Annotated in this window: 28 protein-coding genes, 1 other RNA gene and 1 pseudogene; 6 read left to right on the top strand and 24 right to left on the bottom strand. The window is 45.5% G+C overall.

The genetic code is table 11. The annotated features are described in order from the left end of the window. Positions 1-100: 100 nt before the first annotated feature. A complete protein-coding gene (locus ACQE26_RS13115; protein WP_500469649.1) occupies positions 101-2,020 on the bottom strand; it encodes an ATP-dependent DNA helicase in 1,920 nt (639 codons plus the stop codon). Positions 2,021-2,122: 102 nt separating this feature from the next. After that, positions 2,123-2,314: a hypothetical protein gene (locus ACQE26_RS13110; RefSeq protein ID WP_438420104.1), complete on the bottom strand. Its 192-nt coding sequence runs from the start codon at positions 2,312-2,314 to the stop codon at positions 2,123-2,125. 165 nt (positions 2,315-2,479) lie between these two features. On the opposite strand from ACQE26_RS13110, the gene ACQE26_RS13105 reads away from it, so the two are divergent. Further along, on the top strand, positions 2,480-2,632 hold the full coding sequence (locus ACQE26_RS13105) for a YpzG family protein (protein ID WP_003153548.1): 153 nt from the start codon (positions 2,480-2,482) through the stop codon (positions 2,630-2,632). A gap of 39 nt (positions 2,633-2,671) precedes the next feature. On the opposite strand, the gene ACQE26_RS13100 is transcribed toward ACQE26_RS13105, so the two are convergent. From ACQE26_RS13100 to ACQE26_RS13060, 9 genes and pseudogenes are all read right to left on the bottom strand, one after another. Next, positions 2,672-3,838, bottom strand: a complete 1,167-nt coding sequence (locus ACQE26_RS13100; RefSeq protein ID WP_060965139.1) for a THUMP domain-containing class I SAM-dependent RNA methyltransferase — start codon at positions 3,836-3,838, stop codon at positions 2,672-2,674. A gap of 97 nt (positions 3,839-3,935) precedes the next feature. After that, positions 3,936-4,317, bottom strand: an RNA gene (gene rnpB, locus ACQE26_RS13095) — RNase P RNA component class B. 55 nt (positions 4,318-4,372) lie between these two features. Further along, the gene (gene gpsB, locus ACQE26_RS13090; RefSeq protein ID WP_003153541.1) at positions 4,373-4,672 is read right to left on the bottom strand and encodes a cell division regulator GpsB; all 300 of its coding nucleotides are present in this window, start codon (positions 4,670-4,672) and stop codon (positions 4,373-4,375) included. Positions 4,673-4,751: 79 nt separating this feature from the next. Beyond that, positions 4,752-5,300, bottom strand: coding sequence for an SLOG family protein (locus tag ACQE26_RS13085; protein ID WP_029575374.1), 549 nt, complete (start codon positions 5,298-5,300; stop codon positions 4,752-4,754). Between the two features lie 88 nt (positions 5,301-5,388). Beyond that, a complete protein-coding gene (cotD, locus tag ACQE26_RS13080; RefSeq protein ID WP_500469648.1) occupies positions 5,389-5,634 on the bottom strand; it encodes a spore coat protein CotD in 246 nt (81 codons plus the stop codon). Between the two features lie 83 nt (positions 5,635-5,717). Beyond that, positions 5,718-5,825: pseudogene (locus ACQE26_RS13075) on the bottom strand (hypothetical protein); the annotation flags it as partial. A 121-nt stretch (positions 5,826-5,946) separates the two neighbouring features. Next, the gene (locus tag ACQE26_RS13070) at positions 5,947-7,185 is read right to left on the bottom strand and encodes a ribonuclease H-like domain-containing protein (RefSeq protein WP_500469647.1); all 1,239 of its coding nucleotides are present in this window, start codon (positions 7,183-7,185) and stop codon (positions 5,947-5,949) included. Positions 7,186-7,204: 19 nt separating this feature from the next. Further along, positions 7,205-9,451, bottom strand: coding sequence for a DEAD/DEAH box helicase (locus ACQE26_RS13065; protein ID WP_500469646.1), 2,247 nt, complete (start codon positions 9,449-9,451; stop codon positions 7,205-7,207). A gap of 96 nt (positions 9,452-9,547) precedes the next feature. Continuing rightward, positions 9,548-10,054, bottom strand: coding sequence for a PTS sugar transporter subunit IIA (locus ACQE26_RS13060; protein WP_016939058.1), 507 nt, complete (start codon positions 10,052-10,054; stop codon positions 9,548-9,550). A 137-nt stretch (positions 10,055-10,191) separates the two neighbouring features. Here ACQE26_RS13060 and ACQE26_RS13055 point away from each other — a divergent pair, with 137 nt between their 5' ends. Continuing rightward, complete coding sequence (locus ACQE26_RS13055; protein WP_500469645.1) at positions 10,192-10,605, top strand: Hsp20/alpha crystallin family protein; 414 nt, start codon at positions 10,192-10,194, stop codon at positions 10,603-10,605. A 29-nt stretch (positions 10,606-10,634) separates the two neighbouring features. Here ACQE26_RS13055 and ACQE26_RS13050 read toward each other — a convergent pair whose 3' ends face one another. Continuing rightward, complete coding sequence (locus ACQE26_RS13050; RefSeq protein ID WP_438420108.1) at positions 10,635-11,105, bottom strand: YppG family protein; 471 nt, start codon at positions 11,103-11,105, stop codon at positions 10,635-10,637. A gap of 187 nt (positions 11,106-11,292) precedes the next feature. On the opposite strand from ACQE26_RS13050, the gene ACQE26_RS13045 reads away from it, so the two are divergent. Next, positions 11,293-11,475, top strand: coding sequence for a YppF family protein (locus ACQE26_RS13045; RefSeq protein ID WP_003153532.1), 183 nt, complete (start codon positions 11,293-11,295; stop codon positions 11,473-11,475). A 38-nt stretch (positions 11,476-11,513) separates the two neighbouring features. Here ACQE26_RS13045 and ACQE26_RS13040 read toward each other — a convergent pair whose 3' ends face one another. After that, a complete protein-coding gene (locus ACQE26_RS13040; protein WP_060964919.1) occupies positions 11,514-11,882 on the bottom strand; it encodes a YppE family protein in 369 nt (122 codons plus the stop codon). 45 nt (positions 11,883-11,927) lie between these two features. Then, on the bottom strand, positions 11,928-12,173 hold the full coding sequence (locus ACQE26_RS13035) for a DUF5446 family protein (protein WP_500469644.1): 246 nt from the start codon (positions 12,171-12,173) through the stop codon (positions 11,928-11,930). Between the two features lie 204 nt (positions 12,174-12,377). Here ACQE26_RS13035 and sspM point away from each other — a divergent pair, with 204 nt between their 5' ends. Continuing rightward, on the top strand, positions 12,378-12,482 hold the full coding sequence (sspM, locus tag ACQE26_RS13030) for an acid-soluble spore protein SspM (RefSeq protein ID WP_016939063.1): 105 nt from the start codon (positions 12,378-12,380) through the stop codon (positions 12,480-12,482). A 38-nt stretch (positions 12,483-12,520) separates the two neighbouring features. Here sspM and ACQE26_RS13025 read toward each other — a convergent pair whose 3' ends face one another. Further along, on the bottom strand, positions 12,521-13,483 hold the full coding sequence (locus ACQE26_RS13025) for a DUF2515 domain-containing protein (RefSeq protein WP_032864901.1): 963 nt from the start codon (positions 13,481-13,483) through the stop codon (positions 12,521-12,523). 41 nt (positions 13,484-13,524) lie between these two features. On the opposite strand from ACQE26_RS13025, the gene recU reads away from it, so the two are divergent. Beyond that, positions 13,525-14,133 (top strand): Holliday junction resolvase RecU, encoded by a 609-nt coding sequence (gene recU / locus ACQE26_RS13020; protein ID WP_029575375.1) that lies wholly within the window; start codon positions 13,525-13,527, stop codon positions 14,131-14,133. 38 nt (positions 14,134-14,171) lie between these two features. After that, the gene (locus ACQE26_RS13015; RefSeq protein WP_500469643.1) at positions 14,172-16,952 is read left to right on the top strand and encodes a transglycosylase domain-containing protein; all 2,781 of its coding nucleotides are present in this window, start codon (positions 14,172-14,174) and stop codon (positions 16,950-16,952) included. Between the two features lie 77 nt (positions 16,953-17,029). On the opposite strand, the gene ACQE26_RS13010 is transcribed toward ACQE26_RS13015, so the two are convergent. From ACQE26_RS13010 to panD, 9 genes are all read right to left on the bottom strand, one after another. After that, the gene (locus ACQE26_RS13010; RefSeq protein WP_269774889.1) at positions 17,030-17,521 is read right to left on the bottom strand and encodes a YpoC family protein; all 492 of its coding nucleotides are present in this window, start codon (positions 17,519-17,521) and stop codon (positions 17,030-17,032) included. Beyond that, positions 17,518-18,177, bottom strand: coding sequence for an endonuclease III (gene nth / locus ACQE26_RS13005; RefSeq protein ID WP_016939068.1), 660 nt, complete (start codon positions 18,175-18,177; stop codon positions 17,518-17,520). Before nth ends, ACQE26_RS13010 begins: the two co-directional genes overlap by 4 nt. Before the next feature lie 18 nt (positions 18,178-18,195). After that, positions 18,196-18,894, bottom strand: a complete 699-nt coding sequence (gene dnaD, locus ACQE26_RS13000; RefSeq protein WP_500469642.1) for a DNA replication protein DnaD — start codon at positions 18,892-18,894, stop codon at positions 18,196-18,198. A gap of 94 nt (positions 18,895-18,988) precedes the next feature. Beyond that, positions 18,989-20,281, bottom strand: coding sequence for an asparagine--tRNA ligase (gene asnS, locus ACQE26_RS12995; protein WP_438420112.1), 1,293 nt, complete (start codon positions 20,279-20,281; stop codon positions 18,989-18,991). Between the two features lie 134 nt (positions 20,282-20,415). Next, the gene (locus ACQE26_RS12990) at positions 20,416-21,597 is read right to left on the bottom strand and encodes a pyridoxal phosphate-dependent aminotransferase (protein WP_045927214.1); all 1,182 of its coding nucleotides are present in this window, start codon (positions 21,595-21,597) and stop codon (positions 20,416-20,418) included. Positions 21,598-21,619: 22 nt separating this feature from the next. Beyond that, on the bottom strand, positions 21,620-22,105 hold the full coding sequence (tseB, locus tag ACQE26_RS12985; RefSeq protein WP_500469641.1) for a cell wall elongation/penicillin-binding protein regulator TseB: 486 nt from the start codon (positions 22,103-22,105) through the stop codon (positions 21,620-21,622). Positions 22,106-22,114: 9 nt separating this feature from the next. Further along, the gene (locus ACQE26_RS12980) at positions 22,115-22,285 is read right to left on the bottom strand and encodes a YpmA family protein (RefSeq protein ID WP_003153512.1); all 171 of its coding nucleotides are present in this window, start codon (positions 22,283-22,285) and stop codon (positions 22,115-22,117) included. 147 nt (positions 22,286-22,432) lie between these two features. Continuing rightward, positions 22,433-25,219 (bottom strand): ATP-dependent DNA helicase DinG, encoded by a 2,787-nt coding sequence (dinG, locus tag ACQE26_RS12975; RefSeq protein ID WP_500469640.1) that lies wholly within the window; start codon positions 25,217-25,219, stop codon positions 22,433-22,435. Between the two features lie 121 nt (positions 25,220-25,340). Further along, positions 25,341-25,724 carry an aspartate 1-decarboxylase gene (gene panD, locus ACQE26_RS12970; RefSeq protein WP_045927211.1) on the bottom strand — a complete coding sequence of 128 codons (384 nt, stop codon included), beginning with the start codon at positions 25,722-25,724 and terminating at the stop codon, positions 25,341-25,343.

The raw sequence follows: 25,724 nt of genomic DNA, 5'->3' as shown, positions 1-25,724 counted from the left end.
ACTATCAATTACAGGCTAATGGAACGCTGTGATAAAGTCAACTTGTTGGTTTTCCAGAATTTAAAAAAGCCGCAGGATAAAAATCCTGCAGCATTTGTTTTTATACGATTTTCGGTGTAACAGGCAAGACCTTTTTGATCTCGGACAAGACCCGTTCACTTTCTCCGCCCGCATAAATAGATATGGTTCCGCTGTCCTGATTGGAGCGGATCAGGCGGCCGATTCCCTGCCGGACTCTCAAGAGCATGTACGGCAGATCAACTTCCTCAAACGGATCTTTTTTCGCTCCGTTCCGCTTCGCGGTAAACACGGGATCATGAGGCGGATACGGCAATGCCCAAATGGTCACATTTCGAAGCGAGTCACCCGGAATGTCAAGACCTTCCCATAAGTGGACGGAACAAAGCACGGATTTTTCATCCCGCTGGAATTTTTCGACCAGATTACTGATCTCTTCGTCACCTTCGTAATATATCGGATACGGCAGCTCCCATGCGGCAGCCTGTTCTTTAAATTCCTTCATGTCTTCAAAGGAAGGGAAAAGAACGAGGGTGCGGCCTTCATTCTCCTTAATCGTATCAATCGTTCGGACTGTTTTCTGCTCAGACGTCATATCACCGTGAAGAGAAACAGACATTTGCTCCTCGTAATCGTACGGTGACTCAACAGTAAAGGATAAAGGATCGCGGATTCCGAGACTGTCTGCAATATAATCAAATGAACCGCCCTCAGAAAGAGTGGCTGATGAGAAAATATAAGGGATCTTTTTAGAGAAGACCTTTTCTCCAAGCACTTCGGCTACAGTTCTCGGCATAACGACAAATGTTGAGTCCGTATCCTGCGTTTCAAGCCAGCTGATGGCGTCCTTTTGATACAGTGAAAGTGAATATGCCATTTGTTCGACGTATTCTTCTACGACTGACAGCTCGTACTTATCGATCGTATACATTTCCGATTCAAATACGAGCGCTTCGCCGATTTTATCGAGCAGACGGCACAGTTCATCAGCCGCACGCTTCACGCGCTGGTCGTTTTGGATGTCCAATCGGTGAGAACCGGCGATTTCCTTCGATTCCTCTGAAAGCACGTAGAAAAACTCATCGTTTGCAGCAAGGGAATCTTCAATCAGTTCGGCAAATTCTTCTCTGATGTCATTTTGAAGCAGGCGCTCTAAAAACAGCTCAAGCGTCGATTGCTTCACGCGATAGGTTAACGCTTTTTGCGCGGCGAATTCCAGAAGATGCCCTTCATCAAACACGACGGCGCTGTGATCCGGCAAAAGCGGCAGCTGCCCTTCCCTCTTGCGTGATTCTTCCGTCCATACATGTTCCATGTAAAAATCATGGGAGCAAACGATCAGGTCCGTTGATTTTCTGTAATGATCTCTTGAAAGTGTTAAACCGCATCTATGTCTCATATCACATGTTAAACAATCCTGGAAGGAATCATAGCTTACGCTTGACCACTCTTCATTCGTCAGATCAGCGTACTGCTTGCGGTCTCCGTACGGATAAAAGCGCTGCATCGCTTGTGACTCGTGCACGAATGAAGGCAGCGACTCATAAAGGTCCAGCCACTTTTCATCATCAGAACGCTGCATCGTTTTTTCAAGCTTTTTCAGACACAGGTACTGCTCGTGGGATTTTGACAGCCGAGTATCAATCTGTAAATCCAAATGTTCTGTCAGCTTGGATATGTCGCCTTCTTTTTTGACAAGCTGTTCAATTAACGTTTCATCGGCGCATGCAATAATCGCCGGTTTCCCCGTATATCTGGCATAGCTGATGGCAAACAGCAGATACACCAGCGTTTTCCCCGTACCGACTCCTGCCTCAGCGAACATGACCTTTTTTTCTTTAAATGCCCGTTCAAGCTGAAACGCCATAAATACCTGTTCATCCCGAAGGTCAAAGCCTTTTTCGGGAAGGATATCGTAAAACACGTCACCAATCCAATTGTTCAATTCTTCGTAAAAATTCTTTTCTTTTGTTAAAGCAAAAGGCAAACGTGATGTTGTCACCCAACTCCAACCCCTAACTATTCGGCATTCAGACCATCTATAATATCATTTAACCCTTCTCAATACAACAAAAAAACTTGGCCGCGCCAAGTTTTTTGATTTTCATTTCCGATTAAAGATATGCAAACATAAAAACGGATGGTCTGTTGAATGTGTATGTTTTACTGCATTTTCAAGATCTTCCTGTGCGTGAGTCATGGCGGAAGAATCGAACTCCGCTCCAACTTCCTGCAGCTGGGAAGAAGTTGCGGCTAGCGCCTTTTGTATCTTACTGAAGTGCTCGCTGTTCAGCATAAAATAGATCACCTCTCAAATAGAAATAATCATCATTCTATGCCGATGCTTCACTTTCTATACATGCCTTCCTGAATGATTGGCACATGACCTGCACAAACTACAACAGATATTCGATCGAATATCCATCTTCACAAATTTATTCTATCCGGGAGTGATGGTTACATGAGTTATAAAGATCGATTAGATCAGCATTCTGAATTGTTTCATCACAATTGGACGCGGCCGAAACGCTCTAAATCACAGGTGAACGGCCACACCGAAATGTCCCAGACCAACATTATTTTACGGAGCAATGCAAAAGCGCACCGCTGGTAATGGCAGAATAAATGTAAAGATGCCGGAGAAGACGCTGTTTCAGGCGTCTTCTCTTTGTTGCGGCTTTTTCCGCTGCGGCCGCACTTTAGCCCAGTACTGATAATAATCCGTTTTGATAAAACCGTTAAAGAGCTTGCGTTTTTTTGTCGCTTTTCTTCCGTAAACCTCTTCAAATTGTTCATTTGACGTTAACATGTAGATAGACCATGTATCAAGAGATTCAAATGCTCGTCCCATTTCTTTATACATCCGCTCGACTTCTCTTTTTTCGCCGAGCCGCTCGCCGTACGGAGGATTTCCGACGATAACGCCGAATTCGAGTTTCGTCGTGAAGTCCTGCACCCGCATTTGCTTGCATTCAATCAGGTCTCCAAGCCCCGCTTCTTCAGCATTTTCTTTTGCGATGTTGACCATCCGATGATCCACATCACTTGCAAAAATCTGCAGCGGCTGATCATAATTCGCCTTTTCTTCTACTTCAAGACGTGCCTTGTCCCACACTTCTTTTCCGATCCATTCCCAGTCTTCTGAGACGAAATCACGATTAAAACCGGGCGCAATGTTTTGCCCGATTAAAGCGGCTTCAATCGCTATCGTACCGGAACCGCAAAACGGATCGACGAACGGACGGTCAGGCGTCCAGTTCGTTAACAGAACTAAAGCGGCAGCGAGCGTTTCTTTTATCGGGGCTCCGCCCTGGTCAACCCTGTATCCCCGTTTATGAAGGCCTGTTCCCGATGAATCCAGCGTGATGACGGCTTTATCTTTTAAAAGCGAAATCTCCACTTTGTACTCGGGACCCGTTTCTTCAATCCATTCATTTTGGTTTCTTGATTGCAGTTTCAGCTTTTCCGCTATCGCCTTTTTGACGATCCGCTGGCAGTCAGGCACACTGGCAAGCACTGATTTCACGGACTTTCCGATAACGGGAAATTTTGCGTTTTCCGGAATGTATGCGCGCCAGTCAATCGCTTTTGTTTTTTCAAACAGCTCATCAAACGTTTTTGCCTGAAACTCGGCGACCTGTACTTTGATGCGGTCAGCCGTCCGCAGCCATAAGTTAGCGCGGCAGATCGCAAGCGCGTCCCCTTCAAAAATGACTTTTCCGTTGTCTACTTTGCATTCATACCCTAAATCACGCACTTCTTTGGCGACAATCGCTTCAATTCCCATCGGCGCCGTCGCGATTAGTGTGTACTTCTTCATCGTATCACCCTGTCTCTTTTCAGCTTTCGTTTCATTCAAGATAAAAGCTCCCCTTTAAAGGAGAGCTCTAATTTGTCATATCAATAAATGTTTAACGTTCTGTAAGCCATGTTTTGTTCCGTCGTACTGCAATCGGCTCATCACCTCGTACTCGGGCGGCAATCATCTATCTACAGAAAGTATTCTGTCCTTCTATCTGTTCAGTTCCTTCAAGAAGGTTCCCCTACCAAAATTTGGGTTTCTCGCTCGAGGGGTTTACCGCGTTCCACTCTCAACATTTCTGATGAGACTTCGTCACTGTGGCACTTTCAAGGATACTCAGCCATATCCGGAGACTTAGGCTTTTTTCCTGCCGTCAGCCTATCAAGGCTGCCCTAGCTTATTTCTTCGCTAGGCACGAACACTACGGGCATCTCAGCACCGTGCGAGCATGGACTTTCCTCTACAGATTCAAAGATCTGCAGCGATTACCCGAACGTTAAGAACACTTGTTCATTATAAAGCAACTTGTCTCATTTGACAAGTGCATCTGTCTTATTCGTCGTAAAGCTTGCTGCCGAATACATGTTTCTCAAGGTTGGACAGCCTTTTCAGAATGTCAAAGTTGGTCGTATTCGACTGCACCGGCTGTTTTTTGCTTGCTTCTTCAAGCTGTTTTTTCAGCTGCAGATTTTCCTGCTGAAGTTCTTCAATTTCTTGATGGAAGGTTTCATAATCCTTAATAATCATATCTAAAAATTTGTCAACGTCTTCTTGTCTGTAACCTCTAACGCCTGTTTTAAATTCTTTTTCCAAAATGTCTTTCGCAGAAAGCTTTACTTTATCAGCAAGCATCTTTTTCACCTCGTATCGTGAATCATCATGTTATATTTTATTCAGAAACACGTCCCGTTGTCAAATGTTCTCTGACATGTTATGTAAAGAAGTCTTCTTCTTCAACGGCAGCCCGGAGATCGTCCATCGTAATCGAATAAATCGGATAACCGTCTTTTTCACGGCGTTTTTCCGCCTGCTGCAGCATATATTTCGGCGATCCTTCCATTTCAGGATCATATAAAAGCAAAAGCGCATCTGACTTTTCAATAAAAAACGCGTTTTTCTGCCGGAATTGAAGCGGGCTTTCATATGGCCGATGCGTCAGGCTCTCCTCATAATCTGCCTGTGCAAGCACAGATTCATACATTTCTTTATTCGGTTCCTTCCACTTTTCTTCCTGGCCGTAGAACGGCGTGATTACAGCAACCTTTAATTCCGGATACTCTTCCCTGAGATCGTACGCCGTTTCTGCCGCCCATAGTTCCGTCCCCAGCTGTCCGGATATGAGAATCCATTCCAAGCCTTCGTCAAGAAAGCTTCTGAGTCTGGCTTCTATCGCCTTTTTTATATAAACAAGCGCCCGGTCATCATGTTTAAAGATACCGAGTTCAAACGGCTTGTACCCCGTTACGGCTAATACTTTCAATTGATCACCTGCTTTAAAAAATGGGGCTCCCATCGGGCCCCATTTTAATTTGCTGATATCCTTACCGACCATGCTTAAACGTTCAATACTAATGATCGCAGCAAGGGCTCCCGCACTGAAAATGCTGGTGAGTTGTCGGGTCAACATTTGAAAAAGTGTGCGGAAAGTAATGAACGTGCTCAAAGTTGTGGTGATTTACGTTAGTTGTATGTTGCGGATGAATATGCGGCACAACCGTGTTAGAAAAACAATGGTGTTCACAGCAATTAGTCGGATGAACAATCGGCGGCATTACGTTTGGTCTGCAGCAATGATGATGATGATGATGAAACATGCTAAATCCCCTCTCCATTAACTTTTATTACACTGTTAGGTTATGAAGATAAGCGGGTGCATGTTCTAATTCAATCACCCAATTTAGAAGTGCATCAGCAGACTGTCTTTAAAATTCGAAAATACAAACGCAATCAAAAAAACCACGACAAAGAACAAGTAAAAAACACCTTTATACATACCAACTCTCCCCTATAAATAACTAACGCTATTTTACAGGATGCGGCACCATTCTACAACAAAATCGATGCTGATTCAGAAAAAAATATTTTTGGCGAAACAGCTCGGCTTTTGCGCTTTCCCGGGCAATATTTCAAGAGGAATATTTCCTCTTCAGCCGGGCAATTCTCACATGGAGTTTCTCGGCTTCTTTTTCCGATATTTCCCCGTCTTTTGCGGCTAGCTGCGCGGCCTGCAGCGCTTTTTTGAAATCTTTTGCATGATGCTCAAAATAGATCGCCAGCTCAACCGCTGATTGATGTCTGCATATGTGAAGATCAGAGCCCGTCAGTTCCTCCCAAAGGGGCACTGCGTCTTGCCTGCGGTTTTGTTTTTTATAAAGCATCGCTAAGTCAAAAAGGGCCCGATCCGAATCTTCAAAGGCTTTGCCTCGCAGCGCTTCCAGCTGTGAAACAGCCCGATCGGTTTCTTTATGGGCGATAAACCACTTCGCCATGGCGTAGGCTTCCTGATGTTCTGACGTCTGATCAGCGGAAGCAAAAATCTTTTTTGACATATGGATGTAAAGAGCAATAAGGGAGAGCACGTCTTGTTCATTATGCAGGAGCACTCCCTTTAAAAGATCGGGATCCTCCGCCTTTAAAAATTGGAAATACAGCATCGGCGCCAAATACCCGGGCGTGTCTTCGCCCCTTTTAAAGGCAAGCTCTTCATTTTCAACCGCCGAAAGCGATACTCGCTCCAGTTTATGTTTCCAAAGCCGTCTCGCCCCGTGCAGAAGATCAAAGTGGCCGAATTCAGGAAGTTTCGGAAGCCTGTCCCGCAGCAATGTGTGTCTTGTTTTGACCTGAGGCCAATCAAAGGCTTTGCCGTTATACGTAACAAGGGACGTAATGTCAACCTCACTTAAAAAGCTTTGGTAAAGAGCCGCCTCGTTTCCCGGCTTGGGAAGCAGATGCTGTTTGACTGTGACACGGTCTTCATATACCCTCGCATGGCCGAGCAAAAAGATCATATTGCCGGCCCCGCCGCCGAGTCCGGTCGTTTCAGTATCAAAGAAAAACAGCTGGCTCTTTTCGTATCCTTCGGCTGATAAAGTATGCGTCAAACCGCCTTTATTCCATAACGCCATGACGTCATCAAGTTCACTGAAGCTGTACCGTCCGTGGCGGTGCGAAAGCGGATAAACGGTTTCGCGGATAAGACAGTATTCATCCTCAAAGAAGAAAGGCTTAACTCCGAATGCCTCCCATTCTTCTCTAAACGGGACTTGAATATCCGGGTCCGAAAGCGAAGAAGCAGTAGGCTTTATTTCAGCTTCCGGAATATTCAGGTGGTTTTTCATCCGCTTTAATTTATTTTTCAAGGACATCTTTCGTCCCCCTTTTCTTTTACACGTAATTCAAGAGCCGGAGAATCGCTTTCTTTGCATCTATTCCCTCTATTTCGGAGCCGATGCAGGAAGGACATCCGTCTTGACATGGACATTGTCTGATCAGACGCATAGCCCCTTCATTGATTTCATCAAATCGTTTATATACTTCATCAGCAAGTCCGATTCCGCCCGGATAATGATCATACAAAAAGATTGTCGGCAGTCCCGTATGAGCCGCTTTGATCTGCGGCACGACATGCACATCATTTCGGTCGCACATGACGTATACAGGCACGATATGCTGCAGGACGTGAGCAATGCCTAAAAGCAGCTGCTCAAGCGTTTTTTCGCCGATCTCAGAATCCGTCTCTTTTAATTCAAGCCAGGCTGCACTTGTATGCAGCTCTTCTTCAGGAAGATGAATCGGTCCTGATCCTATATTTTCAAATGTCGTCATTTTTATTTTTTTAAATATCGTCGGAAGGGCATTCACGGTCACGTCCCCGAAATGGATGGCCGTTTTCCTTCTGCTGTCCGTTCTGTCGATTTCCAGCACTTTCAGCTGAACCGCTAAATTGGCATCCGTATAATATTCGACATCGACTTTTCGCACGTATGCTTTTTTGTGCTCCCAATCAAGCTTTTCAACCTGATACTGCACCCCTTCATGAAGATAAATCGCTTCATCGTGAAGAAGCGTCATCGCGCTGAAGCGGTCCATTTCTCCGATAATTTTCACATCGGCCGTCTCTGATTGGTCCACGATGACCACGTTTTCCTGCGAGGCCGAACGGAGACTGATGTTTGAAGCGGGAAATGAATCGCTCGCCCAGTGATATCGTTCACGATTTTCATGAAGCACCCCTTCTTCTTCTAAATACTCGAGAATGTCTTTTGCCTCATTTTCTCCGAATGTTTCATCGGCTCTGAAAGGCAGCTCATACGCCGCGCATTTCAGATGATCGACCAGTATAATGAGGTTATCAGGATTAATCCGTGCAGATTCAGGCGAGCGTTTAAAGAAATAATCAGGGTGGCGCACAATATATTGGTCAATCGGATCAGAGTTCGCGACCATCACAATCAGCGCCTCCCCCTGCCGCCGTCCGGCCCGGCCCGCCTGCTGCCACGCACTCGCGACACTGCCCGGGTATCCCGTCATCACGCAGACCTGAAGCTGGCCGATATCAACGCCGAGCTCCAACGCATTTGTGCTGACAACACCGAGAATACTGCCGTCTCTTAATCCCCGCTCTATTTCTCTTCTTTCTTTCGGAAGATATCCGCCGCGATAGCCTCTGACAGACTTCGCGCCGATTTCTTTTTTTACGATTTCCTGAATGTGGCTTAAAATAATTTCAACCCTGACGCGGCTTCTTGCAAAAACAATCGTCTGGATCTTATTTTTCAGAAATGTTTTGGCTAGCTCGTTCACTTCCACGGTGGCGCTTTTTCGAATATGCAGCGGTTTATTCACAATCGGCGGATTATAGAAAGCAAAGTGCTTTCTTCCGCTCGGAGCGCCGTTGTCGTCAATCAGCCTGACAGGATTTCCCGTCAGCTGCTCCGCCAATTCCCTCGGATTGGCGATTGTTGCGGATGTACAGATAAATGACGGCGTGCTTCCGTAAAAGGCGCAGATTCTCATTAAGCGGCGGATGACGTTTGCCACATGGCTGCCGAATACGCCGCGGTACGTATGTAATTCATCAATGACGATATATTTCAGGTTTTCAAACAGACTCACCCATTTTGTATGATGGGGAAGAATGGCTGAATGAAGCATATCGGGATTTGTAATCACAATGTGCCCGGCCTTTCTGACCTTCTGCCTGATGGCCGGAGAGGTATCGCCGTCGTAAGTAAAACTTTTGATGTCCATGCCCATCTCATCTATGATTTCGTTCAGTTCGCTTTTTTGATCCTGCGCAAGCGCCTTTGTTGGAAATAAATAAAGCGCGCGGCTTGTGGAATCTTCCGCAATAGACTGGAGAACCGGAAGATTATAGCACAAAGTTTTTCCGGAGGCCGTCGGTGTGACGGCCACGATGCTTTCTCCGTTTTGAACCGTCCGGAAAGCGGAGTATTGATGGGTAAAGAGCCGTTCGATTCCCCTCTTTTCGAGAGCCGCCCGGATCTTCGGGTCCACTTGATCGGGCATTGGCATGGTTTTAGCCTCCCGCGGTTCCTCTTCATGCCAATGCACAATATTTTCGTGATCTTTTAATTCCTGAATCAGTTCGCTCAGTGATTTTTTCTTCATCGTTCACACCTCTTTGAGGTACAGTTTACCGAATATTTGTTTGCCTGGCTAGATGAAAATACTGTACAAGAAAAAAAGCAGGGAATCAGCCCCTGCCTACTTCATTTTTATTGTAAAAAGCTCTGTTTGTCCTTTTTTCGCTTCATTTGCGCCTGCAAATTGCAAAGGCTCCGCGGCATCGCCGTTCATAATGACCATAGGGATGACGGTGCTGCTTGCTTTTTCTTTTATTAAATCCAGATCGCAGGTTAAAAGCAGGTCGCCTGTCTTGATTTTGTCCCCTTCTTTTACGTGTGCTTCAAAGCCTTCTCCGTTCATGTTGACGGTATCCAAACCGACATGTATCAAAAGTTCCGCTCCGGAAAGGGTGCGGATGCCGACTGCGTGTTTTGTATGAAACAGCTGAATCACTTCACCCTCAGCCGGTGAAACAATATCTCCGTTTGCAGGTTCGATGGCGATCCCGTCCCCCATCATTTTTTGTGAAAATACGGGATCCGGCACTGAAGCCAAATCCATCACCGCTCCGTCAGCCGGAGAAAAAATCACTTCCTCGGCCGGCTTTTTCCGGCTGTCTCCCAATCCGAATAATTTTTTCAGCAATGTGTTGTGCTCCCCTTCCTAAATGTGAGTCCGTTACCAGTTTATTCTCCACTATTTAACCATACTTTCTTTTTTCCTTCAATTCTTAACCATACGGGATAACAGTGCATAGTCTGTTGTAAAAAGGCGGTGATCCTATGGAACAAAATGAAGACGATAAACGTTATTTGGAAAGAAATGAAGACATCCTCAGCCATGCGATGGATCAATTTTTTCACTCAGGCCCCTTCTCAGAATTGATGCAGGGTTTTCAGCATCTTGTCAATTCTGCTTTTACTGAAGCACAAGTAACGATTGACGTCAGAGAAGAGTCCTCGGGCCTTGCGGTTGACATCAGCGTCCCTCCGACGTTCCGTGACGGGGATATGCTGGTGGAAACGAAAGGGTGCTACCTCCACGTGACAATCCGGCACGATCACAAGCAAGCCCATTCATCCCATGTGTCTTCAAGCATGACAAGAACCGTTGTCCTCCCTTATGAGGTGCGTGAAGAAGATATGGAAACATCCTGGAATGAGCAGACGCTTACCCTCTTTTTACCTAAAAAATAAGCATGAATGATGGATATCATTCATGCTTTTTATTTAAAGATACTGGTAAATCCTTTCACCAGCGATCCGACCTGGTTTACGGCGCTTACCATCTGCCCCGTTGTATCTATCATTTTATTAAAGTCAAACTGTCCATTTGTCTTTTTAAACTGTGAGAGTATCCCTGAGAATTGGGAAGGCTGCTGCTGATTCGGTCTGGGAACGGGGTAAGGATTCACAAATCCCGGCGGCCCCCCGGGCATGCCTGCCTGAGGCGGGGCGGGAGTGTATGGCTGCTGCATATGACCGTATTCCTGATTCGGATAAAATTGCGGCGGAAACTGCCCTTGCTGATGATACGGCGGCTGCTGCAATGGCTGTATTTGCTGCGGATACGGCTGCGGCTGTAATGGCTGCATCTGCTGCGGATTCGGCTGCTGCAGCGGCTGTATCTGCTGCGGATAGAAATATCCCGCCGGCTGCTGGTACATATTTTGATACGGCTGCGCTCTCCATTGCATATGACATTCCCCCTGTGCCTCTCGCTTAGTTTCTTCTATATATGTATGAATCCCGCCTTGGTTATGTGCTTTTGGAAAGCCTCACCTTTGTCAAATGCTGTCGAAAGTCTTAATTTTTTAAAAACAGAAAAAAGTCGAATCGTTATGTTAACATAATCTCAACATACATGAGAGGGGATGCACCATTATGAACGTATCATACTTAAGAAAACGTTTTGCAGAAGTGAAAAAATATGAAACAGATTGTGCAGATAAACTGATGGACTTTGCCAAGTTCCTCTATATTCAAGGCCATCTCACCGCAACCGAATTTCGTAACAGTATGAAGGTTCTCGAAGCAAGTGGAGCAGAAAACCCGGCGTATGAATAACATACCCGACCCCTTTATATAAAAAGAAGGCAGCTGTTTCAGCTGCCTTCTTTTTCAATTTCATCCCTTAATATACGAAGCGTATATAAAACAGATTCAGTTAGATCCTTGTATCTTTTTTTATGAATATGATGAACATATGATTGGAGCATCAGCTCTCCGAAATTTTCTGAAACGGCCTGAATTTGGGCGTGATGAACGTATTTTGGACGGTTTTCCTGAATAAACGCAAGCGCTGCTTCAGTCCAAATCGCGCAAAGCCGGTCTTTTTTTTCAACATCGGGTTTAATCACGTCAAAAAAATCATATGAACGGCCGGTTTCTTTTCCTTCCTGATATCTTCTGTCGGCTTCAAGAGCCGCCTCTATCATTTGTACTGTCAGTTCCAATAACGACTGTGTCTGCAAACGGACTCACCTCAGTACATATCGTACCAAAGTTTTCACATAAAATCAGCTGATCCGGCAGGCTCTCGGCAAATCCTTTTTACGACGGTCAGTCAAAAACAGATCATCAATGCAAACATGAAGCTCGCGGGCCTCTTCTTCAATGCGGGCAAGCCGGTCCTGCCTGATTTCTTCAGCTTCCGCCTGATAGGACTTAACTGCCTGTGTAAGCGTCTTTTCAGCGGCAGAAATCCGGACTTCGATATCAGAAAGCAGACGGAGAATATCAGCCTTACTTGTGTAAACAGACATTCATGTTCCTCCCTTTTGTCACTTGCGTCTCTCCTGATATAATTCTCGTTTTCATACCGCTCTCCTCCGCACCTGACAAAACTAGAAGCAGTTCGGCAAACAAACAGAGATTAACCTAAAAGACGGACTTTTCGACAAAAAATTGCCGCAAACTTTGTATGAACCGGCACGTTAATGCAAACGATACAGTTGAGGAGGTGCCGTATGAAAACGAGACCGAAAAATGCAGGTAAACAGCAAAAAAACGAATCAAAAACGACTGATACGCTTGATAAAAAATTAGGCGGCCCAAACCGCCCTTCTACGTAAGACACCACCCGAAACCGCAGCGAACGGTTTCGGGCTTTTTATTTTTTAAGCCACTCTTTAACCGCAAACAGCGCGTGGAGCTCCCGCCTTTTCTGTAAATACCAGTCCGTCAGTTCAAGCTGTTTCGGCATTTTCTCCTGTAAAAAAGCCCCTTTCCTTAACCTTTTTTGAAACCAATCCGCCTTTTTGCCGTCTAATGAGTGGGCAACAATCGGATAAGTTGTCCTCAGCATCGGTGACGTTCTTTTTTTGATGCCGATCATTTTCTCCATATCAAAGCGCGAGCCGGTATGTGGAACGGTATCGAGAAAACGGTAAAAAGAAGCGTGAAGATCAGGACTGAATAAAAGACGGGCAAGCTGTTTTCCGAGCGTAATTCTTTCTTCTGTTTTTGAAAACCGTTTGACGGAAATTCCGTATAAACATCCGTCAAATGAGGGGAATATCACCGTGTTAAAGTGAAACCAATCACTTAAATAAAAAGGAATCGTACCAAAAACATTCTTTTTAAACGAAGGATTTTGTATAATAGGTGCTTGGATAGTGTTTTGTTCATTTATAATAAGAGCATACATGAGCCGTTCCGTATCTCCGTCACGCCAAAAGCGGAGCCATTCTTCCTGCATGAAAGCCGAGACGCGGAAATAAGGAAGATGACAGAAAAGAGGTTCGCCGATCTGTTTTGACCACTGGTAGATCAGAAGCTGAGGATAGGCATCAGAAAAAATCAGCCAATTCGCCCTCTCATACGAAAGGAAAAACCAGTTTTTCTGCCTGCTGTCAAGACCTTCCTGATAAAGGACGCCTCTTAAATCAGTCATCGACCAGCCCGCATTACGGGACACAAAAGATGCCAAAAGCGGCCATTTGATCTCAGGATGTCGGTCATAATATGCTTTATAGGCATTTGTCCGGGAAATGTTATCGGCATTTTTTATTTTCGTCTCTTTTTCGATCTGATGAAGAATGGCGGTTACGGTCTGTCGTTTATGCACGTTCATTCACTTCCGTCACTATGAGTTTGATAAGGAGGATGGAAAAAGTGATTCGGTATCCGAATGGAAAAACTTTTCAGCCGAACAAAACGGTTTCATCCCAAAACAGCCAGAAACGGTCCCATTCATACAGTAATCGCGGCATGACCCTCGAAGACGACCTGAATGAAACGAATAAGTATTATCTGGCTAACCAAATTGCGGTCATTCACAAAAAGCCGACACCCGTCCAGATTGTAAACGTCCATTATCCGAAAAGAAGCGCCGCAGTCATTAAGGAGGCTTATTTTAAGCAGTCTTCGACAACCGATTACAATGGGATTTATAAAGGGCGCTACATTGATTTCGAAGCAAAAGAAACAAAAAACAAAACGGCATTTCCCCTGCAGAATTTTCATGACCATCAAATTGAGCACATGAAGCAGGTGGTCAGGCAAGACGGCATTTGTTTTGTTATTATATCCGCTTTCGAAAAGGTTTATTTCCTCGAGGCCGACAAGCTGTTTGTCTTTTGGGAGAGAAAGGAGAACAACGGCAGAAAGTCGATTCGCAAAGACGAATTAGAAGATGCTTCCTTTCCGATTTCCCTTGGATACTCACCGAGAATTGATTATATTAGTATTATTGAACAGCTTTATTTTTCGCAGGGACAGTAGACTGAGCGAAAGGTTGATTAACGAAAGGTTGAGATGTTATGTCAGATCAATTTAAGAGCCGTGAAGAACGCCGCAAGGCTAGGCAGACGAAAAGCCCCAAGTCTTCTTCACCGAAAAAAGGAAAGAAACAGCGTAAAGGCGGTTTATTCAAAAAGATTGTGCTGTCTTTGGTTATTCTGTTTGTCCTCGGCATAGTCGGCGGAGCCGCGGCATTTGCCGTTTTAGTTTCCGGTGCGCCGTCTTTGGACGAAGCCAAGCTGAAAACGCCTTATTCTTCAACAATTTACGATAAAAACGGCAAAGAAATCGCGGAAGTGGGCGGCGAAAAACGAACCTACGTCCCGATTAAAGATATACCCGATGTTGTGAAAGAAGCATTTATCGCAACAGAGGATGCCCGTTTTTATAAGCACCACGGAATAGACCCGATCCGGATCGGCGGCGCCTTGGTCGCCAACTTTACGGATGGTTTCGGTTCAGAGGGAGGAAGCACGATCACCCAGCAGGTTGTGAAAAACTCGCTTTTGACCCATCAAAAAACGATTAAACGGAAAGCACAGGAAGTGTGGCTTTCACTGCAGCTGGAGCGCCATTATTCTAAAGATGAAATCTTAGAAATGTATTTAAACAGAATTTATTTCTCACCGCGCGCCTACGGCGTCGGTAAAGCGGCTGAAGAATTCTTCGGCGTAAAAGATTTGAGCAAGCTTACGGTTGAACAGGCGGCCACGCTTGCCGGAATGCCGCAAAGCCCGACCGGATATAACCCGGTTAAAAACCCGAAGGCTTCCGAAAAACGCCGGAACATCGTTCTCAGCTTAATGGAAAAACAAGGATTCATTTCAAATTCTGAATACCAAAAAGCGAAGAAAGTGTCCATGAAAGATGAAGGCGTCGTCAGCCAAAAGGAATACGATAAAAAGGACACAAATAAATACAGCGCTTTTGTCGAAGAAGTCATGAAAGAAATTGAGACAAAAGAAAAGAAAGACGTCGATATTTCAACTGACGGATTAAAAATTTACACGACCCTTGATACGAAAGCACAAGATTATCTTGACCAATTGATGAACGGCGACACAGCCGGCTTTACCGAAGGCATGCAGGGCGGCGTCACGCTCCTTGATACGACAAACGGAGAAATCCGCGCCATCGGAGCAGGACGAAACAGAACTACCGGGGGATTCAATTATGCAACACAAGGTAAAACCCAGCCAGGTTCAACGATAAAACCGATTCTTGATTACGGGCCGGTCATTGAAAATAAAAAATGGTCGACGTATGAGCAGATTGATGATTCTGCATATACGTACTCTAACGGCACACCGATCCATGATTATGACAATAGATACAGAGGCCAGATATCAATGCGAGAGGCCCTCGCAGACTCACGTAATATCCCTGCTTTAAAAGCATTCCAAGCAGTTGGAAAGGATAATGCCGTGGACTTTGCAAACGACCTGGGATTAGGTTTAAACAAAGATCAAGTATATGAGCCCTATTCTATCGGCGGTTTTGGGGATGATAACCGCGGTGTATCTACTATGACCATGGCAGGCGCCTACAGTGCGTTCGGAAATAACGGAACGTACAATGAACCGCACGCGGTCACATCGATTGAATTCAATGACGGCACTAAGCTTGATTTAACACCGAAACCGAAGAGTGCTATGAGCGATTACACGGCGTTCATGATTACCGATATGCTTAAAACAGTGGTGCAGTCAGGAACGGGTAAACTGGCTCAAGTACCGAACGTGGAAGTCGCCGGTAAAACGGGTACAACAAACTTTACTAAAGATGATATTCAAAAATATAACATTGCTCCAGGCGGAGTCCCGGACTCATGGTTTGTCGGCTACACCCCTCAATATACAGCGGCGGTTTGGACCGGGGTTGAGTCTGGCAACAAAGCAGGCAAGAAATCACTGTCTTCTGCAGACCAGCAAGTTGCAAAACGGATTTTCCAAAAGCTGATCTCATACGTTGATGACGGTAAAGGAAGCTTCAAGCAGCCTGACAGCGTCGTAAAAGAAACAGTTGAGAAAGGCTCGAATCCTGCCGCTTTAGCCGGACCAAACACGCCGGATGATAAAAAAGTGACAGAGTACTTCGTGAAAGGAACGGAACCTACTGCCGTTTCTAAAACGTACGCGAAAGAAAAAGCAGATAAACCGACTGGCTTGCAAGTGAAATACGACAAAGATAAAAAATCATTAACTTTAAGCTGGGATTATGACGGCGATGCAACATTCAATGTCAAACAATCCGTTGACGGCGGAAGTTACAGTGACATTCAAAACAGTTCGGCAAAAGAAGCCGTCGTCTCAGATGTCACCCCTGGGTCCACATACAGCTTCCAGGTGACAGCGGAAAATGATGACGGAAAAAGCGATACGGCATCAGCATCTTTCAAAGTTCCGAAAGATGAAGAAGACAATGCAGATAAAGATAAAACGACTGACGATGAACAGAAACCTGATGATAAGGATAAAGACAAGACCCAAACCGATGATTCGAAAACAGACGATAATCAGACAGATACGTCAGACGGATCGGATCAATCACCAACCGATGACCCGAATAAAAATCCGGATCAATCCGATCAGGATCAAACGGATAATAACAATCCGAATCAGCCTGGTAACGGGACGGATAACAACGGACAGCAAGATAACGGCTCTGATAATGGTTCCGATACCGGTTCAGACGGTTCAAAAAAACCTGACAGCGGCCAGAAGGACAAAAACCAAGACTCGTCTTCAAATGTCAACGGGCAGTCCAATTCGTCAACCGTCCAGTCAAATCCCGCTCATTAGCGGACGGAATCCTTCACCTCAAACAGGTGAAGGATTTTTTTCATACAAAAAAACCTCCTTTTCTTATAAGGAGGTTTTTATGATTTGTTCATAGCTTCATATTTATGATATTGTTTTGTCATCTCCGTCATCAATTCGTCCAGCTGAATAAACGAGTGAAATTGAGTCGGTTTTGTTAGAATAAACGCCACTCTCTCCGCCCAATTAATCGGCTCCGCGGGAAAATGCTTTGTTTCAAGCACAGACCAATCAAGTGAGGTGACCCTCTCCCCTGCCGTCCAATGAAACGCGGCAATCAGACAGGCAATCCCCTTCAGCATATCATTTTGATCACACCTGGATTTTCTTGTTTGAAAAACAGGAAGCAGCGCTTCTTTCGTTTCGTTCCAAATCTGAAAAAGAAACGGAACATATTCGCTCCTTTCCGTCCACGGCTGCACTTTTGGCTGACTGCTGAAATCCATATACAGCGGATGCCGGCGCAAAGCCGCTTTAACCTCTAAGCTATCCAGATCCGTAAGACTGCGCAAGTATGTTTCATAGCCTGCCAGAATATTAATCGCCGTCACCGTTTCACCAGCCCTTTTTTGTCACGCTTTTGCCCTTCCCTGCATAACGAAAGCAAAGGACATTCCGCACAGCGGGGAGATTGCGCTTTACAATGATACCGCCCGAAAAATATTAATCTGTGATGTGTGACAGACCAATCCTCTTTGGGCACTTTTTTCATTAATGTTTTCTCCACTTCCAATACAGAGTCCTTCCAGCGGCAGATGCCTAGCCTTTTCGAGACACGTTCCACATGAGTGTCCACAGCGATTGCCGGTACGCCGAAAGCAACGGATACGACCACATTTGCCGTTTTCCGTCCGACACCCGGCAGCTTCACTAGCTCATCCCGGTCTTTCGGCACTTCTCCGCCGTACTCTTCGATGATCATTTTGCTCAGTTTTTGAATATTTTTGGCTTTATTTCGGTACAGGCCGATTGATTTAATATCCTGCTGAAGTTCTTCCAGCGGGACGGCAAGATAATCTTCAGGCCGTTTATATTTTTGAAATAGCGTTTTTGTCACTCTGTTGACGAGAGCATCCGTACATTGCGCAGATAAAGCGACTGCCACAACCAGTTCGAAAGGATTTGAATGGACAAGTTCACATTCTGCGTGCGGAAACATATCACCGATTTTATCAAGACAATATTCAATCTGCTTTAAATTTAACACGTTTCTCCCCTTCTCAAGTTACTGTTCCAGCCAATTGTAAAAAGGCACCTGTCTCGTATACTCTTTTTGCGGTTCATTTTGTTTCGTCTGAACACGCCGGAATTTTTGGCTGTGCGCCTTCGCCTGCTCAACCGTTTTGAAGCCGTTCTTTTTCCATTCAAATAAAATCCGGTCAATATAGCGAAAACTGAGCTTTCCTGATAAGACAGCTTCTTTTAGCGCATGTTTAATCAGAATCGCGTCATGCTGATCCTGGTCCTGCCATATGGCCAGCGTCTCACATTCAAGCGGAGACAGCGGCCTTCCAAATTCTTCTTCAAAGATGGTGTACAGGCTTTTTTGTTCTCTTTCTGACGTTCTTTCCTTCGTTTCATTTTGTGAATGCTGCATGTAATCATACAGCTTCGCCCATAACGGCTGCAGAGAATATTTTTCGAACTTTATGCCGTTATGATCTTCACATTCTTCAATAAACAGAAAACCTTTTTGAATGAACATTCTCAGGCAGCTTGTACATTCTTCAGCAGAAATGGACATCCCTGACTGCAGTTCAAACGGCGTCGGAAAATAAGAACCCTTTTCCAAATGCATTTTAATCTTTAAAAGCAGAATCAATTCGGTTTCATTCAGCCCGAGCTGCCGGTAATGTGTCAGCAGCAGGTTGGGAATGCTTGAAATGCCGAGTTCCTGCATATCTATAAATTGCTGTTTTTTCATCCTTACACCTCTTACTGTAAAAGGTTATCTCCGGGAGCTTTCCCCTTTACTTAGAAAAAGTCTCCCTTGCAGGAGACTTCGTTTTTTAAAACTATTACGGATACAGACGGTTCAGAAGTCTCGGGAACGGAATTGTTTCACGCACGTGAGGCGCTCCGCTGATCCAAGCCACTGTCCGCTCAAGTCCGAGGCCGAAGCCTGAGTGCGGAACAGAACCGTATTGTCTGAGTTCAGCATACCATTTGTAAGCATCTGAATCCAGACCGTGTTCTTTTAATCTTTCTTCCAATAAATCCATATCGTGAACGCGTTCAGATCCGCCGATGATTTCCCCGTAGCCTTCCGGAGCAATTAAATCGGCACATAGCACGACATCGTCACGATCTTTGGCAGGCTGCATATAAAACGGTTTTAATGAAGTCGGATAATGAGTGATAAACACCGGTTTGTCATAGCTTTCTGCAATCGCTGTTTCATGCGGCGCACCGAAGTCATCTCCCCATTCAATATCGTCGAATCCTTTTTCTTTCAGGAACTCGATCGCTTTATCGTACGTAATGCGCGGGAAAGGCGCTTTCATTTGTTCTAATTTGGACGTGTCTCTTCCCAGCGTGTTCAGCTCGATCTTACAATGTTCCAGCACGCTTTGTACGATGTAAGCAACATAATTCTCCTGAACTTCAAGGTTTTCTTCAAATTCAACAAATGCCATTTCAGGCTCAATCATCCAGAATTCGATGAGATGGCGTTTCGTTTTTGATTTTTCCGCTCTGAATGTCGGTCCGAATGAGAATACTTTTCCTAGCGCCATTGCAGCAGCTTCCATATACAGCTGGCCGCTTTGAGACAAGAAGGCGTCTTCATCAAAATATTTTGTCGCAAACAGCTCAGTCGTGCCTTCAGGAGCGCTTCCCGTCAAAATCGGCGGATCAACTTTCACGAAACCTTCTTTGTTGAAAAATTCATAAGTCGCACGGATGATTTCGTTGCGGATTTTCATAATTGCGTGCTGGCGTTTCGAACGGAGCCACAAATGTCTGTGGTCCATTAAAAATTCCGTGCCGTGCTCTTTAGGTGTAATCGGATAATCGGTCGCTTCGTGAATGACTTCAATGGATGTGACTGCAAGCTCATAGCCAAGCGGTGAACGCTCGTCTTCTTTCACAATCCCTTTTACGTAAAGTGACGTTTCCTGCGTCACTGATTTCGCGATTTGGAAGATGTTTTCTTCAACTTCAGCTTTGACGACAACTCCCTGAATGAAGCCGGTACCGTCTCTCAGCTGTAAAAATGCGATTTTACCGCTTGAGCGTTTATTTGCGACCCAAGCTCCAATCGTTACTTCCTCGCCTGTGTGTTTATACACTTGGTTGATTGTTGTTTTCAAAATCTTTCCCTCCAGAACAAGAAAGACATTCAGGAATCTGCCTGAATCTCTTTTTTCATCACTTTATTATACCCGTTCTTCTCTTACGGGGTCAATGCAGGTGAAAAGCGGCTTCAAAAGCCGCTTTTTCAGAATCAGCTATGTTTTTCCGTGAAGCGGCGGATTCTTTCGACCGCTTCTTCTAAAAGATCAAGTGACGTTGCGTAAGATAAACGGACGTTGTCCGGTGAGCCGAAGCCCGAGCCCGGTACGATGGCGACTTTTTCTTCTTCCAGAAGCGCCTTCACGTATTCATCAACATCTTTGAATCCGCAGTTTTCTGCTGCCGCTTTGGCGTTAGGGAACAAGTAAAATGCCCCTTCAGGCTTGACACAGGTAAATCCGGGAATTTCGCTGAGCTGAGCATAGATGGTATTCAGTCTGTGCTCAAATGCCTGTCTCATCTCTTCCAGCGGTTCAGCAGGCCCGTTATATGCCGCAATGGCGCCGTATTGAGCGATGGACGTCGGATTTGACGTGCTGTGGCTCGCAAGGCTCGTCATCGCTTTAATAATCGTCTCAGATCCCGCCGCATAACCGATTCTCCAGCCCGTCATGCTGTGGGATTTCGACACGCCGTTGATGATGACCGTCTGCTCTTTCAATTCATCGGAAAGCTGTGCGATTGAGACGTGTTTTTTTCCTCCGTATGTAAGCTTCTCATAAATTTCGTCAGAAACGATCAGAATGTCATGCTCCAGACACACTTTTCCGAGTTCACTAAGCTCTTCTTTCGTATACATGACACCTGTCGGATTACTCGGTGAGTTGATAATGATTGCTTTTGTTTTCTCAGTGAGCGCCTGCTTCAGCTGCTCCGGTGAAATTTTAAACTGATTAGACTCCAGTCCTTCCACATAGACGGGACGTCCTCCTGCCAATTTCACCTGCTCAGGATAGCTTACCCAGTAAGGAGTCGGTATAATCACTTCGTCTCCTTCATCGAGAATAACCTGAAATAATGTGTACAGGGCGTGCTTCGCTCCGGTGCAGACAATGATTTCTGACGGTTTATATTCAATTCCCTGGTCGTTTTTGAATTTTTCAGCGATGCTGTCTTTCAAGGCCGGCAGACCGCCTGAAGGCGTATATTTTGTGTGGCCTTCATTCATGGAACGCACCGCGGCATCTATAATGTGCTGAGGCGTATTAAAATCAGGTTCTCCTGCTCCGAGGCCGATGACATCATGGCCTTCTGCTTTCAGCTCTTTCGCTTTTGCGGTAATTGCAAGTGTTGCAGACGGTGTTAATGCGGATACTCTTTTTGCCAATTTCAACTTGAACTCCCCCTAATACGTCTCACGGTGTGATGTTTTTGAGAATCTTGCCGCTTGTAAAGTCCACATAGCTAAAACTATACTGCCCGTTTTTGTTGATGTAGGTCACTTCCCACAGCAGGACATCGTTTTCTCTCGCCGGGTGAACGTCATTCAGCTTTGAAACAAGCCCTGCGTCTTGAACGATTTTGGCAGCCTTGCCGCTTGAAATGCCGTCACTGGCTTTTTTCGAGAGAATTTTTGCTTTTTTGCCGGCCGGGACCCATACATACATGTCTTTTCCATGTTTATCCGTTCCGGACACAACGTAATACTTCTGTTTACCGACAAAGGTTTCCACTTTCTCAGCATCTGTCAGATCCGTTTTTTCTTTAGCGGCTGCGGCTGCTGTGTCGTGGCCTTCCTCTTTTTGAGCCATTGCAGATTTAAAAATGCCGGCCGAAAATAAAAGAACCGCTAAAAAAATAATACCAAATACGGCTGTAAATATTAACGCTTTTTTTCTCATCTTTTTCACCTATGTGCGATAAATGGTGAAGACCGCTTCATTTTGATTTTCTTCGTCAAGCGCCAGTCCGAACATCAGATTATCTCTTTTCAAAGTCCGGTTTAATGTATCGACGATTTTATATAAATCATCTGAATGCTCCACATTAATTGTAGAAAGAATCTCAATTTTGCTTTCCATTTTTATACCCTCCATCGGTCGAACAAATTTTGTTAGTCATAACGGGATGCACGCGCGGCATAATAAAATCACAAGGCGGCATGAACCCGCTTTTACCATATAAACAATTCCTCATCCCACACCACGAAAGCCGCGTTTATGCGGCTTTTATTCCGTTTGGCTGACGTAATCCCCGAGTTCGGCATCCGTCAGTTCCAAAAGGGATGAAGTCGGGAGCGCATCAAGAAACAGCCGTCCGTATCCCGCCGTCTTTACACGCTGATCTAAAAGAACGATTGTTCCTTTGTCTCCCGCCGTACGGAGCAGGCGCCCGATTCCCTGCCTGAACGTTAACACGGCCTCAGGCAGAGAAATCGTCTGAAACGGGTTTTTCCCCTGCTTCTTGGCGAATTCACATTTTGCGGCATGAAGCGGATTATCAGGCGCCCGGAAAGGAAGCCTTGCAATCATGACGGTTGACAATTCATCCCCCGGAAAATCAACGCCTTCCCAGAAATGATTCGTCCCGAGCAAAATCGCCCGGCTTGCCGTTTTAAAGGTTTTCATTAATTTACCGGGACTTCCGCCCGAGATGCCCTGGCCGAGAAGCTGAATGCCTGAGATCTCCATGCTGAGTTTCAATTCCTGATACACTTTTTTCAGCATATCATGAGACGTAAACAGGATAAGGATCTTCGGCTGTTTTCCCTTTGACATGATTTCGGCATACTTGGCAATATGCTCAATGACTTCCCGCTCTCCGTCATATTTGAGGGATTTCATCTCTTTCGGAATGATGACGTTCATCTGATCATCATAAGAAAAAGGAGACGGGATGCTTTTGGTGCGCGGATAAAAATCCGACAGTCCGAGCCTTTCAATCATAAATTGAAAAGACTGCTCCACCATTAAGGTCGCTGATGTGAGCACTACGCTTTTTTTGCGGGCGAAAAACTGATCTGCCAGCATTTCACCGGGCTCCAGCGGCTGTGCATAGATGCTGACGGCGTTTTTTGCGCCTTTGGCATCAATTTCAATCCAAACGGCTTCTTTCTCATCATTTTCAAACAGCAGTCTGCTGAACGTATCGCGATATTCTTTCAGCCCCCTGATGCATTTTACATACTCGGCCGCTAAAAAAGCCGCTCCGCTCTTCATCTCATCAAGCTTTTGATGCAACAGTTTCTCCTGTACTGAAAACACATCGAGCAGCTGATCCAGCATCGCGCAAAGCCGCTCCGCTCCGTCCGTTATCATGTAAAGGCCTTTATCCTGGCTTTTATGATTCAGACTATAGACGAGACGGTTCAGATCGTCTTTAGGTTTTCTTCGTTTGACAAAAGAATGCACCGAACTGAAAAATGCGTCACTTTCAGATTGAATATGCTTCATCCACTCATCGGCGTCAAAAAAACTTTCGGCCGGCAATTCATACGTATAAAACAGTTTTCTCATCCGCTTTAACAGCCCGTGTTCTTTTAATATTCCGATTCGGCTGAGCTTTGTGTGCAGCCCGATGTACGAAGCTCTCCGCCCTAAATGCTCGCTGGCGGCTCGTTCGAAATGATGCGCTTCATCAATGATGACCGTTCCGCTTGGGGGCAGTTTTTTTGTTTCACTGCTTTGATCTGCAAACAGCAAAGCATGGTTGGTGATAATCAGATCTGCGGCCTGCGCTTTTTCTTTTGCCCGTTCATAAAATTCGGCGGCGGAGTTCTTCCCTTTTTTCAAAAAAGAATCCTCATCGTAAGACATGCGCTCCCACAGCAATCTGCCGCCCGAAGGAAGATTCAGCTCGGCGGCGTCGCCCGTTTCAGTCTCTGTCAGCCAGACGAGAAGCTGTGCTTTCGTCAGAACCGCATCATAGTTGTCATCTTCCTCATGCAGAATATGTTCAAACTTGCGCAAGCACAGATAATGCGATTTCCCTTTTAAAACAGCGGCCTTAACCGGCCATGGAAACATACGCTCCAAAAGCGGAATATCTTTAGTCATGATCTGCTGCTGCAAAAGAGTAGAGTACGTGCTGATTATGACGGGAGTTTGTTCCGCTTTAGCAAATAAGAGAGCCGGAACGAGATAACCGATTGTTTTTCCGATGCCGGGCGCCGCTTCTATCAGCGCATGCTCCCGGTTGCAGAAGGCGCCAAGCACTTCATCCATCATCGCAAGCTGCCCTTTCCGCTTTTCGTAGCGGGGGATGATGTCAGATAAGAGCTGTTCTTTTTCATCGTTCCATTTTTCAAGATCAATGGCAGCACTCACCGGACGGGAAGCCGGAATTGGATCGGGCTCTTTAATTGAAAAAGACCCGTATGGAATGCAGCTCTCTTCTGCCGCCGGTCTGCTTTCATGTATAAAAGAATCCAAAAGCAGCGTCAAATCGCTGATAAAATGCTGTGAAAGCCTTCTAAGCTGCTTTAACGTCGGCAAAGGCAAATGTTTCAGTTTATGTAAAATGTCTAAAAAGATCAGCCCCGTAACCTCCGCATCACTGTCTGCGCGGTGAGGCCGGTCATGTACAATATTCAGCTCCGTGCACAATTCACCGAGCTTATACCCTTCAAACCCCGGAAAAACAATACGCGAGAGCTCAACCGTATCAAGCACTTCACAATCCGGCAGCTCATAGCCCGCTTCGCTCAGTTCATGCCGGACAAATCCGAGATCAAAATGAATATTGTGGGCAACAAAATACGCGCCGTCAAGCAGATGAAAAATCTCTTCTGCGACCGCTTCAAACGGCAGTTCATTTTCAACCATACCGGATGAAATTCCGGTCAGCTGTTCAATAAACGGCGGAATGGCCTGATTCGGATTGATATATTTTGAAAACCGCTCAGTTATTTGTCCATTTTCAATGACAACCGCTGCGATTTGAATGATTTTATCGCCCTTTTTCGGCGAATTTCCTGTTGTTTCGACATCTATGACAACGAACCGTTGCTTGTTCATTAAAATGGACACCTCAATTCTTGCATACGAGAAAAGTGTAACACGTTTTGCTGAGAAATGGAGCGGAAAAACAGCTTTTGCCCCTGAATCTTAAAAGAAAACCCCCATGAAGGGGGCTCTTTTACAAAATCGTGTGGGCCGGCTCCTGGCCCAGCATCTGCTCGATTTTATTCTGATCGTCCAAAACCGCCACCTTCGGCTGATGGCTTTTTGCTTCCTGATCAGACATCATTTGATAAGAAATAATAATGACTTTATCTCCTGGTTGGACGAGGCGGGCGGCAGCTCCGTTTAAACAGATCACGCCGCTCCCCCGCTTACCGGGAATAATATACGTTTCAAGTCTCGCTCCGTTGTTATTATTCACAATTTGAACTTTTTCATTAACGAGCATTCCGACGGCATCCAAAAGATCTTCATCAATCGTAATGCTGCCGACATAGTTCAAATTGGCTTCCGTCACGGTAGCGCGGTGCAGTTTTCCGGCCATCATAGTGCGGTACAT

It is taken from the genome of Bacillus sp. 5RYD7K, from assembly GCF_059831465.1.
Note: the sequence above shows the minus strand (reverse complement) of the source record. Positions and strands in the feature narration are given on the sequence as shown.

What these genes read in the sequence shown, in the direction of transcription:
- ACQE26_RS13110 (WP_438420104.1), bottom strand. Translation starts at nt 2,314, where the DNA reads ATGCTGAACAGCGAGCACTTCAGTAAGATACAAAAGGCGCTAGCCGCA.
- ACQE26_RS13105 (WP_003153548.1), top strand. Translation starts at nt 2,480, where the DNA reads ATGAGTTATAAAGATCGATTAGATCAGCATTCTGAATTGTTTCATCAC.
- ACQE26_RS13100 (WP_060965139.1), bottom strand. Translation starts at nt 3,838, where the DNA reads ATGAAGAAGTACACACTAATCGCGACGGCGCCGATGGGAATTGAAGCG.
- gpsB (WP_003153541.1), bottom strand. Translation starts at nt 4,672, where the DNA reads ATGCTTGCTGATAAAGTAAAGCTTTCTGCGAAAGACATTTTGGAAAAA.
- cotD (WP_500469648.1), bottom strand. Translation starts at nt 5,634, where the DNA reads ATGTTTCATCATCATCATCATCATTGCTGCAGACCAAACGTAATGCCG.
- ACQE26_RS13070 (WP_500469647.1), bottom strand. Translation starts at nt 7,185, where the DNA reads ATGTCCTTGAAAAATAAATTAAAGCGGATGAAAAACCACCTGAATATT.
- ACQE26_RS13065 (WP_500469646.1), bottom strand. Translation starts at nt 9,451, where the DNA reads ATGAAGAAAAAATCACTGAGCGAACTGATTCAGGAATTAAAAGATCAC.
- ACQE26_RS13055 (WP_500469645.1), top strand. Translation starts at nt 10,192, where the DNA reads ATGGAACAAAATGAAGACGATAAACGTTATTTGGAAAGAAATGAAGAC.
- ACQE26_RS13050 (WP_438420108.1), bottom strand. Translation starts at nt 11,105, where the DNA reads ATGCAATGGAGAGCGCAGCCGTATCAAAATATGTACCAGCAGCCGGCG.
- ACQE26_RS13045 (WP_003153532.1), top strand. Translation starts at nt 11,293, where the DNA reads ATGAACGTATCATACTTAAGAAAACGTTTTGCAGAAGTGAAAAAATAT.
- ACQE26_RS13035 (WP_500469644.1), bottom strand. Translation starts at nt 12,173, where the DNA reads ATGTCTGTTTACACAAGTAAGGCTGATATTCTCCGTCTGCTTTCTGAT.
- sspM (WP_016939063.1), top strand. Translation starts at nt 12,378, where the DNA reads ATGAAAACGAGACCGAAAAATGCAGGTAAACAGCAAAAAAACGAATCA.
- ACQE26_RS13025 (WP_032864901.1), bottom strand. Translation starts at nt 13,483, where the DNA reads ATGAACGTGCATAAACGACAGACCGTAACCGCCATTCTTCATCAGATC.
- ACQE26_RS13015 (WP_500469643.1), top strand. Translation starts at nt 14,172, where the DNA reads ATGTCAGATCAATTTAAGAGCCGTGAAGAACGCCGCAAGGCTAGGCAG.
- dnaD (WP_500469642.1), bottom strand. Translation starts at nt 18,894, where the DNA reads ATGAAAAAACAGCAATTTATAGATATGCAGGAACTCGGCATTTCAAGC.
- tseB (WP_500469641.1), bottom strand. Translation starts at nt 22,105, where the DNA reads ATGAGAAAAAAAGCGTTAATATTTACAGCCGTATTTGGTATTATTTTT.
- ACQE26_RS12980 (WP_003153512.1), bottom strand. Translation starts at nt 22,285, where the DNA reads ATGGAAAGCAAAATTGAGATTCTTTCTACAATTAATGTGGAGCATTCA.
- dinG (WP_500469640.1), bottom strand. Translation starts at nt 25,219, where the DNA reads ATGAACAAGCAACGGTTCGTTGTCATAGATGTCGAAACAACAGGAAAT.
- panD (WP_045927211.1), bottom strand. Translation starts at nt 25,724, where the DNA reads ATGTACCGCACTATGATGGCCGGAAAACTGCACCGCGCTACCGTGACG.